8 protein-coding genes are annotated in these 11,030 nt (G+C 42.6%); 6 read left to right on the plus strand and 2 right to left on the minus strand.

Translation table 11 applies throughout. From position 1 onward, the window contains the following. Nucleotides 1-1,004: sugar-binding domain-containing protein (locus tag ABI367_RS01540; RefSeq protein WP_462226988.1), on the minus strand; the 1,004-nt coding region annotated here is incomplete at its 3' end. 407 nt (nt 1,005-1,411) lie between these two features. Next, nucleotides 1,412-2,539, minus strand: a complete 1,128-nt coding sequence (locus ABI367_RS01545; RefSeq protein ID WP_462226990.1) for a Gfo/Idh/MocA family protein — start codon at nt 2,537-2,539, stop codon at nt 1,412-1,414. A gap of 233 nt (nt 2,540-2,772) precedes the next feature. On the opposite strand from ABI367_RS01545, the gene ABI367_RS01550 reads away from it, so the two are divergent. The 6 genes from ABI367_RS01550 to ABI367_RS01575 all read left to right on the plus strand — a co-directional run. Then, entirely contained in the window at nt 2,773-5,382 is a 2,610-nt protein-coding gene (locus ABI367_RS01550) for a glycoside hydrolase family 31 protein (RefSeq protein WP_462226992.1), read from the plus strand. Nucleotides 5,383-5,391: 9 nt separating this feature from the next. Further along, entirely contained in the window at nt 5,392-6,414 is a 1,023-nt protein-coding gene (locus ABI367_RS01555; RefSeq protein WP_462226994.1) for an aldo/keto reductase, read from the plus strand. A gap of 2 nt (nt 6,415-6,416) precedes the next feature. Beyond that, complete coding sequence (locus ABI367_RS01560; RefSeq protein ID WP_462226996.1) at nt 6,417-6,752, plus strand: L-rhamnose mutarotase; 336 nt, start codon at nt 6,417-6,419, stop codon at nt 6,750-6,752. Between the two features lie 48 nt (nt 6,753-6,800). Further along, nucleotides 6,801-7,688, plus strand: a complete 888-nt coding sequence (locus ABI367_RS01565) for a helix-turn-helix domain-containing protein (protein ID WP_462226997.1) — start codon at nt 6,801-6,803, stop codon at nt 7,686-7,688. Nucleotides 7,689-7,799: 111 nt separating this feature from the next. Continuing rightward, nucleotides 7,800-9,437 carry an alpha-L-fucosidase gene (locus ABI367_RS01570; protein ID WP_462226999.1) on the plus strand — a complete coding sequence of 546 codons (1,638 nt, stop codon included), beginning with the start codon at nt 7,800-7,802 and terminating at the stop codon, nt 9,435-9,437. A gap of 28 nt (nt 9,438-9,465) precedes the next feature. Then, nucleotides 9,466-11,030 (plus strand): alpha-L-fucosidase (locus ABI367_RS01575; RefSeq protein WP_462227001.1); only part of this gene is annotated, 1,565 nt, incomplete at its 3' end.

Here is an 11,030-nt window from a genome sequence, read left to right on the forward strand (position 1 = left end):
AACTGCCTTTCCAGCGCGTGCACATTAAATGCGGTGCCCAGCGCGCCCAGGTCATGGTGTTCGCAAACGCCATTTATTTTCATGGAAACACCATTCAGGCTGAAGCCTTTATCCACATCAAAATTGAAATAACGGATACCCAGCGGTGTTTCATACTGATCAACCACCACATTATTCACCAATATTTTAGTTTGTACTTTATACAGGAACGGTTTGTTAACCGACCATAATACCGGGTTATTAACGCCGAAGTTTTGGCTTATAGTAGTAACCGTATCCTTTAAACTAACGCCTGTAAGGGTTTTGCTTGCTACTACTTTACCATTGGCATAAATGCTGCTGACAACAGTGGCCAATTTAGTATTGCCTGCCGCGTTTTTTATGCTAACGCTCAGGTTAACATCGGCATGGCCGGCGCTTACATTTGGTGTGGTTACAAAAGTACCCCAATGGTTAACGGCAATTTTGTTAGTGCTTATTAGCCAAACATTGCGGTAAATGCCCGAACCTGAGTACCAGCGAGAATTTGGCTGAACAGAATTATCAGCCTTTACAGCAATCACATTTTTTTTACCGCCATAATTTAAATACGGCGTAAGCTCGTACCTGAAACTGATATAACCGTTTGGCCTGAAACCTAAATGATGGCCGTTTATCCATACATCGCTTTTTTGATAAACACCGTCAAAAGCAATATAGATCAATTTGCCTTTATCAGTTTGCGGGATGGTAAAGGTTTTACGGTACCAGCCTATACCGCCTGGTAAAGCGCCGCCTTCTACAGTGGCAGGGTTTTCTTTTTTAAATTCGCCCTCTATGCTCCAGTCATGAGGTAAATTTAATTTTCGCCAGCTGGCATCATTAAAATCAACGTTTTGGCCGTTGGGTACGTCGCCCAGGTTAAATGTCCAGTTTTGATCAAAATCTAAAACCGACCGCCCACTTTGCGCATGCACAGTAGCTGATAAACTGATCAGGATAAACAAGTAAAATAATTTTTTCATCTTCGAATCTTTATAATAATTGGTTTTAAGACATTTAGGTTATACTCTTAAATCAAAATTAAACTTTCGTTAAACCAAAAACTTTACAGAAAAAGACTATTTTTTGCATTAAAACCGACTAATGTTCAGAATTAGTTATTTAATCGAGTATAAACAGGTTAAACAATGTTTGTAAGCGCTTGACGAAAGTCTTGTAACACCTACAATGAGTAAAGCTTTCAGCTTAACTCAACAAAATTGATATGTTTCATTATTTGCATTTAGCCTATTATCGTATTATCACCGCACCATCAATCCAAATTATCTTCGCTGTACGAAGCTTGCAACTTTGGACACTATGCCTAACAAAAAAGACCGCCCTTTGCGAGCAGCCTTTTTATAATTTAACTTATTAATGTATTTAATTACTACAAACTCAACGGAATCCTCTTCCCTGTCTTAGCAGCGGCATATACCGCGTCAATTATTTTAAGGTCCTTTACCGCTTCTTCGCCGTCGGCTGGTACTACGGGGACTTTACCGTTAAATAATATTTCGGCAAACTCATCCATTTGCGCGGTTTGCTGCATTGCCGGCGAAACCGCTTTTAAATCGCCCCGGTTTGTTCTGCCCTTTAACGGACCGTAACCGTTTGCCGGGTTTAATTCGGCATAACCTCTTTCGCCTATCAATAAAAAACGGTCTACATTATTCATGGCATAGGTTGAAAGGCAGGAAGCCGTAGCGCCGCTGGGGAAACCAAACTGAAACATAATAGTTTCGTCAATACCTTCTTTAAATTTAACAGGGTCAGATTTTGGTGGTTCCTGGGCTGTTACCCATATCGGGTCCTCGCCTACCATATATCGGGCGCCATTTACCGCGTAAATACCAATATCCATCATGGAGCCACCGCCTGATTTTGCTTTATCCAACCGCCATTGGGTTGGGTCGCCAATATGGAAACCGCCATTGCCTGTAAAATATTTTATTTTACCAAAATCACCCGCGTTACGCATGCCTATTATCTCCAGGTTTTTAGGCTCAAAATGCATACGATAACCTACCAGCAATTTAACACCCGCTTTTTTACAACCATCAACCATTTCCTGGCCCTCTTTTGCGTTTAGTCCGAGTGGTTTTTCGCTTATAACAAATTTGCCGGTTTTTGCGGCCCTAAGCACGTATGGTTTATGCAAAAAGTTAGGTACTATCACATAAATAGCGTCAATATCGGGGTTGTTTTTTATATCCTCAAAATTGTCATAGTTATAAACGTTCTTGTCAGGAATACCATATTTTGCTTGCCAATCCTTAACCTTATTAGGCGAACCGCTGATAACACCTACTAATTTTGCTTTTGTACTTGCCTGCAAAGCACGGGCTACAATATTACCGTATGTGCCAATGCCCATTATGGCTACGCGCAACATCGGGCCGTCATATGGTGTTGTGCTTATTTGTGGTTTGTTGTTTGCCCATCCGGCAACCGGGGCTAACTGCAATGCAAGCGCCGACAGGCCAATTTTCTGTAAGAAATTTCTGCGAGAGTTCATAAATTATAGGTTAAAATTTGGTATACCAATTATACAAATAAAGGTTAAAAAAAAAGAAATTGGTCTTTAATATTTATCATAAGTCATTTATTCCAATGCATACGGTCAATTGTCAAAAAACGCTCAACAAAAAGTCTGTTTTGGTCAAATTTTAATACAATATCCATAATAAATTTGCAGATAACAGGTATCTTACACCTGTTTCCAATTACCTAAAATTAAAAACCTGAATAATGAAATTAGCACTGATATTGATCGCGCTCATCCCGACCGCAATTTTTGGGCAAACGTATAAAAAGCACACCTTGCAAAAGGACAGGGTTTCTATACAATTGTCAGAAGGTACCTTAAATATTATACCGCTTACAGATAAAGCCGTTCGTGTGCAATGGGAAAAATCCACTCCGGGCGAAGCACGGGAGTTTGTGTTGATCAATAAACAACCTGTTCCTCCATTTAAATTAACCGAAACTGCCTCAAAGCTTAATATCAGCACTGCCGCTATCACCGTTTCTTTTGATAAGAAAAAAGGCACGCTTGACTATGCCGACCATGCGGGCAAAGTATTTTTAAGCGAAACTGCCGGCAGTCGCAAACTTACCCCCGGTACAACTATGGGCGAGCAAAGCTACGTGGCCGAACAAGGGTTTAAATCACCTGCTGACGAATATCTTTTTGGCTTGGGCCAGTTTCAGGACGGACAATATAACCTGCGCAACGTTACCCGTAAATTAATACAGGTTAATACGCAAATTGCTATCCCGTTTTTGTATTCGAGCAAAGGCTACGGCATTTTATGGCACCAATACGGGTTAACTGAATTTAACCCTGCTGATAACAATATTCCTTTAGCAAAAAAAGACACCAACGCCGTAGCAGTACGCGATGCCGAAGTGACCACCACAGCAGGTACGCAACGTGTATCGCAACAGCAAGCCTTACACGTAGGTAAATTTAAGTTGGATAAAGAGGGTGATTATACCTTTATGCTTGACCTCGGCGATATGGATAGCCGCCACCTGCTTATTATTGATGGTATAGCACGCATAGATGAATCAAACCAATGGCTGCCACCTGCGGTGAGCAAAATAATACATTTGACAGCCGGCGAACATACCGTACAGGTGCTATGCAAAGCAAGCAATAAAAATCCCAAACTAACCTGGAGAGCTACGGGCGACGAAACTGTTTTCCGCTCGCCTGATGCCAAATCATTGGACTATGTGGTATTTTATGGCAAAAACACCGACGAAGTAATTGCCGATTACCGCAATCTATCAGGTAATGTGCCTATGCTGCCATTATGGGCCTATGGTTTTTGGCAATGCCGCGAACGTTATACCTCGGGCAAAACCCTGGTTGATGCTATTAAAGAATTCAGAAAAAGAGACCTGCCTGTTGATGTTATAGTGCAGGATTGGCAATACTGGGGTAAAAACGGATGGGGCGTACCTAAATTTGATGAGACCAACTATCCTAACCCCCAAGGATTTATTAAAGAATTACATGATCTGCATGCGCATTTCTCCATCTCGGTTTGGGAAAATCTCGACAAAAAATCAGACGTAGCAAAACCATACATCGCAAATAATCTATATATAGAGAACAGTCCGTGGATAGACATATATAATCCGGAAACGCAAAAAACGCACTGGGCGGCAATTAATAACGGCCTTTTCAGTAAAGGTGCTGACTCGTGGTGGATGGACGCTACTGAGCCTGAAAACGATGGCCTTGCCGGCAAGAAAACTTACTTTGGCCCCGGCGATTTTTACCGCCTCACCTACCCCTTATTTGTAAGCAAGGCCATATATGATGGCCAACGCGCTACGGATCCTAATAAAAGGGTAACTATCCTTACGCGTTCGGCATTTGCAGGGCAGCAGCGTTATGGCACTATCAATTGGTCGGGCGATATTGGCGGTACCTGGGATTCATTTAAAAGACAGATAGTGGCCGGCCTCAACTATAATTTAACCGGTATGCCTTATTGGACAACCGATATAGGCGGTTTCTTCCGCCCCGGTCGCGGGCAGTATACTGATGCCAAATACCAGGACCTGCTTACCCGCTGGTTTCAATGGGGCACGTTCAATCCAATATTCCGCATACATGGTTACCAAACAGAAACAGAGCCATGGAAATATGGCGAAACCGTTGAAAACAACATGCGTACCATGCTTGATGTGCGTTACCGTTTAATGCCATATATCTACTCGACAGCATGGCAGGTTTCTAAAAATGGCTCAACTATAATGAGGCCGTTGGTAATGGATTTTAACGGAGATAGCAAAGCAGTGAGCCAGGCCTACCAATATATGTTTGGTAAAGACATGCTTATTGCCCCTATTACCCAGGCCGGAACATCAACATGGGATGTTTACCTGCCTAAAGCAGCCGGATGGTATGATTACTGGACCGGCAAACATTTTACAGGCGGGCAAACGATAAATACGGCTGCACCGCAGGACAAAATACCTGTTTTTGTAAAAGCAGGAGCAATTATCCCTATGGGCAAAATAATGCAATACACCGGCGAAAAACCGCAGGATGTATTAGAGATACGCATATACAAAGGCGCAAATGGCTCATTTAGCTTATATGAAGATGAGGGCGATGGCTATAACTATGAAAAAGGCAGCCATACACTTATTCCGTTTAAATGGAATGAAAAAGCCAAAACACTTACTATCGGCGCAAGGGTTGGCACTTATCCAAATTATTTAAAGAGCCGCACATTTAACATTGTAATGGTAAACGAAGGTAATGGCGGCGGCCTTGAAGAAGGTAAACCCTTTAAGAGCGTAACCTATACAGGCAAAGTATTAGTTATAAAAGGATAAACGAATACGATGAAGGATATGCAATTCCCGAAAGTAATTTTTGGCACCAGCTGCCTTGGCAATTTGTTCCATATATTACCCGAAGAAACCAAACAGGACCTGGTTAAAGAATGCTTTGCACAAACCGACAGGCCGGTTTATTTTGACACTGCGGGTAAATATGGCGCCGGGTTGGCTTTAGAGTCATTAGGTGCTTGTTTGCGCAATGCTAATGTAAAGCCGGAAGACGTGGTGATTTGCAATAAACTGGGATGGGTGCGTACCGAGCTAAAAACCCCCGAACCTACCTTTGAACCGGGCGTTTGGAAAGGCTTAAAATATGATGCCGTACAACGTATTAGTTACGATGGCATTATTGAATGCTACCACCAGGGTAATGAGTTATTGAAGACCTACCGTGCCGACCTGGTTTCGGTACACGACCCTGACGAATATTTAGCCGCGGCTACTGATGAACAGGACGAGAAACGCCGTTATCAGGATATATTGGATGCCTATCGCGCGTTGTTTGATCTGAAAGCAGAAGGAGAAGTTACCTCTGTGGGTATTGGTGCCAAGGACTGGAAAACTATCCGCCGAATTACACAGGATGTAAAGTTAGATTGGGTTATGGTAGCCAACAGCATGACCATCCATAGTCACCCGCAGGAGTTGCTTACTTTTCTGCAAAAATTAAAATCGCAAGGCATACCGGTAATTAACAGCGCTGTTTTTAACGGCGGCTTTTTAACCGGGGGCGACTTTTACAACTATAAGCCCACAAATCCTGAAAAGGATGCAGAGCTATATAAATGGCGCGAAGATTTTTATAAACTATGCGATAGTTTTAAAATATCACCGGCTACGGCAGCAATTGTATTTGGGCGTAAAATTCCAGGGGTAGCAGCAATTGCTTTAAGCACCACAAAGCCACACAATGTGGCAAAAAACTTTGATATGGCTGTTGCCGAATTACCTGATGAATTTTGGCAGGCGCTTGTTGACAACAAAATGATTGACCCTGACCTGCACCGACATTTAATAAATAATTAAAAATGAAGCGTTATTGTTTTGCAGTCGATTTAAAAGATGATGCCGAATCAATTGTCCAATATGAGTATTGGCACAAGGCAGAAAATGGCTGGCCAGAGATACGTAAAAGCATATTGGATGCCAATGTACGCAGGATGGATATATACCGAACCGGCAACAGGCTTTTTATGATCATGGATGTAAATGATCAATTTTCGTTCGCCGAGAAATCAGCTATGGATGCGGCTAACTCTAAAGTAAGGGAATGGGAAGAGCTAATGAATCGTTTTCAGCAGCCTTTGCCTTGGGCAAAAGATGGAGAAAAGTGGACCGCCATGCAACAGATATTCGAACTTTAAGAGAGTAATAGAGATAATGTTGAACAAAACAATTAACGAAGCCGGCCTATGTTAATAAGAAGAGTTTTGCGGCATACCTTCTCGCTTCTAAATGTTGATTACGTAAAGTTAAACAGCAAATGGAACTACCGGAACGTTATTAGCCCTTATCACCGCATTTATTATATTGATGAAGGCGAGGGAGAACTATCAGACGCTGAAAAAACTCTCAAGTTAGAAGCCGGTTATTTATACATTATTCCCAGTTATACTTTATGCGACCTGGTTTGCCCCAATTATCTCAGTCAGTACTTTGTTCAATTCTTTGAAGAATCGCTTGAAGGCGAGTCTTTATTTCCGGCCAATCCCTCAATTTTAAAAGTAAAAGCCGACGAAGTGGACGCTATAAATTTCAGACGGCTAATTGCTATAAATCCGGGCAGGGGCATTAACCGGTCCGACAATCCGCAGGTATACGAAAAAAACATCTATTATAACGAATATCAGCAGCTTAACAACCAGCAAAACTTTGCCGTATTCCTGGAAACCCAGGGTATTTTATTGCAATTTTTGTCGAGGTTTACCCTTCCGGGCATATTTCAAAAAAAAGGCCAGCACATTGTCCCCGAGAAGATACTGGAATCTATGCGCTTTGTAATGGCCAACCTGCATTTACCGCTTACCGTTAAGTTTTTAGCCGAAAAAGCCAACCATAATTCAGAATATTTTTCCAGGATATTTGAAGAACATACAGGCACTCGCCCCCTTGCCTACATCACCGAAAAACGAATTGAGCGGGCACAGCATATGATAGGCTCCAGCCGCCTATCATACGCCGCCATTGCCGAACTTACCGGCTTTAAAAGTCTTTCAAACTTCTCCCGTACATTTAAAAAAGTTACCGGGCTGTCTCCCAGCACTTATAAACAGCGGATATCCAATTCTTATTCCGAATAATGACGCATTTTTACAAAAAAAAGTCTTTTTTTGTAAAAATGCGTCATCGCCTAACTATTAAATTTGACTTCACGACTTCACCTATAAAAGTCTAAAAACCAATTATAAACCATGAAAAGGAGAACGTTAATTAAAGGCGGTTTAGCCGGGCTATCCTCTATTTATCTGTCAAGGGCTTTAGGCGGTAATTTATTATCACCAACCAACATAATGCAATCGGGCCCATTCAAACCCACCTGGGATTCATTAGCGGCGTACGAAGTGCCAGAATGGTTCAGAGATGCAAAATTTGGTATGTGGACACATTGGGGCCCGCAATGCCAGCCCGAGCGCGGCGATTGGTATGCCCGCGGTATGTACCAGGAAGGTAGCGACCAATACAAATATCATATAGAAAAATATGGCCATCCCTCAAAGTTTGGTTTCAAAGATGTGATCAATGAATGGAAGGCCGAAAAGTGGGACCCCGAAGCCATAGTTTCGTTATACAAAAAAGCCGGGGCCAAATATTTTATGGCATTAGCCAATCACCATGATAATTTTGACCTATTTAACAGTAAATACCATAAATGGAATGCCACACGCATGGGGCCCAAAAAAGACCTTGTAGGCGGTTGGGCCAAAGCAGCAAAAAACAATGGTTTACCGTTTGCGGTGAGTGTACACGCATCCCACGCGTGGAGCTGGTATGAAACTTCGCAGCGGGCAGATAAGAACGGCCCTTTAGCAGGCGTGCCTTATGATGGTAAGCTAACTGGCGCCGATGGTGCAGGCAAATGGTGGAACGGAAATGATCCCCAAGAGTTATATGCGCAGAACCATCCGCTTAGCGAAAAAAGCGATAACAATAATACCATACATAGCCAATGGGCCTGGGGCAACGGAGTAAACCCGCCAACAAAGGAATATATGGAGGCTTTTTATAACCGAACCATAGACCTGATTGATAAATACGAGCCTGAACTGGTTTATTTTGACGATACCGTACTGCCCTTATGGCCCATAAGCGATGCCGGCTTGCGCATTGCAGCGCATTTATACAATAGTAGTATTAAAAAGCACGGTAAATTACGTGCCGGTATTTTTGGGAAGATACTGGACGAGCAGCAACGCAAATGCATGATATGGGATATAGAACGCGGGCAAAGCAATCAAATTGAGCCGCTGCCATGGCAAACCGATACCTGTATTGGGCAATGGCATTATGACCGGCGGGTGTATGATAACAACCGTTACAAAACACCAACCACCGTTATACATACGCTGGTTGATGTGGTAAGCAAAAACGGCAACCTTATGCTAAACGTTCCATTACGGGGTGATGGATCTATTGACGATAAAGAAATGGTAACTATAAACGGGATAACCGAATGGATGGCCATGAATAGCGAAGCCATTTATGGCACCCGCCCATGGCATACCTTTGGCGAAGGCCCGGCAATAGCTGGTGCTGCGCCTATAAATGCCCAGGGGTTTAATGAGGGCCGCGGCAAACCATTTACGGCAGAAGATATGCGTTTTACCACCAAAGGCAACGTGCTTTATGCCATTTTATTAGGATGGCCAGATAGTAAATCGGCTGTTATAAAAACATTAGGCACGGTTCAAAACAGGGTTAATAATGTAAGTTTACTGGGTGCTCCCGGGAGGCTTACTTTTACACAATCGTCAGAAGGGTTAAAAGTTAATTTACCCGATCAGGCCCCTGGTAAAATTGCCTATGTATTAAAAATAGAAGGAGTTATATAATTAAAATCCTGGCCACGTTAATTAAATTATGTCACATATAAACCATAAGCTATTTACTTTTCTTGTTATTAGCTTTTCGTGTATTAGCGTAACATTTGCGCAAACCGGTTCAAAGCGTTTTATTAATAACGCTACTACAATTGTATATAACACGGAAGCTACGTTACCTGTTACAGGTGCCGTTAAAACAGCGGCTAACTCCGTTTCAGGCGGCTTTGCAATAAATTTAACCAAACCGGGCGATGGCTTTACTTTAAAAAGCAAAAAAGCTGGTCAAAAATTAGCTATACGGTATGCATCAACGGGTGTTGGTGTTATTGATGTGTCTATCAATGGCAAACCTGATCAAAAGATTAATATACACTCATCGGGTAACCTTACCTCATCATTTTTAAATGCAATAATTAATATTAAAATTCCCGCGGGTGCTGCAATAGCTATAACATTGGTTACCAACGATATTGCTGTTAATATAAAACAGGTGGCTATAAGTACCGATTTAAAACTGCACCCTGATATATGGAACCTGCCGGCCCTACCCATTGCCGCCGGACCCTATAAGCCGGATTGGAAGGATTTAAGCCAAAATTACCTGGCACCAAACTGGTGGCGCGAAGCTAAATTTGGTGCATGGTCGCACTGGGACCCGCAATCAATGCCCGAAATGGGCGATTGGTATGCGCGCACGATGTACCAGGAAAATTCGGCGGTTTATAAATTTCATGTTAAAACTTTTGGTCACCCGTCAGTATACGGCTATAAAGACATCGCCCATAACTGGGTTATTGATAAATGGGACCCGGAAGCATTGATGAATTTATATGTGGATATGGGTGCCCGCTATTTTATGGCGATGGGCGTGCATCATGATAATTTTGACAACTGGAACTCAACCTATCAACCCTGGAACTCTGTAAATGTAGGTCCTAAAAAAGATATTGTGGGCATTTGGGAAAAAACAGCGCGTAAACATGGCATGCGTTTTGGCATTGGGTTTCATAATACCCCTCCGCGAACATGGGGACAGTTTATGCCTGTTAGGTATACCAGCGATAAAAGCGGCCCTATGAAGGGCATACCTTATGATGCCTTGCAAACTATAGCCGATGGCAAAGGTAAATGGTGGGAAGGCATGGACCCGGTTGATTTGTATGGACCGGCGCATACCAGCAAGGATGATCCGCTGCATTCGCCTTTTGCCAACCAGTTTATGTGGCGCGTGGATGATGCCATTACAAAATACCACCCTGACCTAATTTATTTTGACGAACACGCGGGCGACTCGCAGGTAGACCTGGGCGTACACATGGGCTTAGGGTTTTTAGCCCCTCAGTTAATTGCCAATTATTACAATAAATCATTGAAGTGGAACCATGGTAAAATGGAAGCCGTTGTTAACTTAAAAGGAGTTGGCGGCCGGTATAATAGCTTCCAAAACAGCAATGACCTAATACCATATGTAGAGCATTCGCTGGTAAAAAGCTCCGAAAAAATTATAGAGAAAGAGATCTCGGCTTACCCGTTTCAAACCGAAGAATCTATAGCTGAATGGCATTACAAAACCGGACAAAAATATTTGGATGCACCTGCTAT

It is taken from the genome of Mucilaginibacter sp. (genome assembly GCF_039935595.1).
GTDB lineage: Bacteria > Bacteroidota > Bacteroidia > Sphingobacteriales > Sphingobacteriaceae > Mucilaginibacter.

Excerpts from the sequence above, each read along its gene's own strand:
- ABI367_RS01545 (WP_462226990.1), bottom strand. The coding sequence starts at position 2,539 with ATGAACTCTCGCAGAAATTTCTTACAGAAAATTGGCCTGTCGGCGCTT.
- ABI367_RS01555 (WP_462226994.1), top strand. The coding sequence starts at position 5,392 with ATGAAGGATATGCAATTCCCGAAAGTAATTTTTGGCACCAGCTGCCTT.
- ABI367_RS01565 (WP_462226997.1), top strand. The coding sequence starts at position 6,801 with ATGTTAATAAGAAGAGTTTTGCGGCATACCTTCTCGCTTCTAAATGTT.
- ABI367_RS01560 (WP_462226996.1), top strand. The coding sequence starts at position 6,417 with ATGAAGCGTTATTGTTTTGCAGTCGATTTAAAAGATGATGCCGAATCA.
- ABI367_RS01570 (WP_462226999.1), top strand. The coding sequence starts at position 7,800 with ATGAAAAGGAGAACGTTAATTAAAGGCGGTTTAGCCGGGCTATCCTCT.
- ABI367_RS01550 (WP_462226992.1), top strand. The coding sequence starts at position 2,773 with ATGAAATTAGCACTGATATTGATCGCGCTCATCCCGACCGCAATTTTT.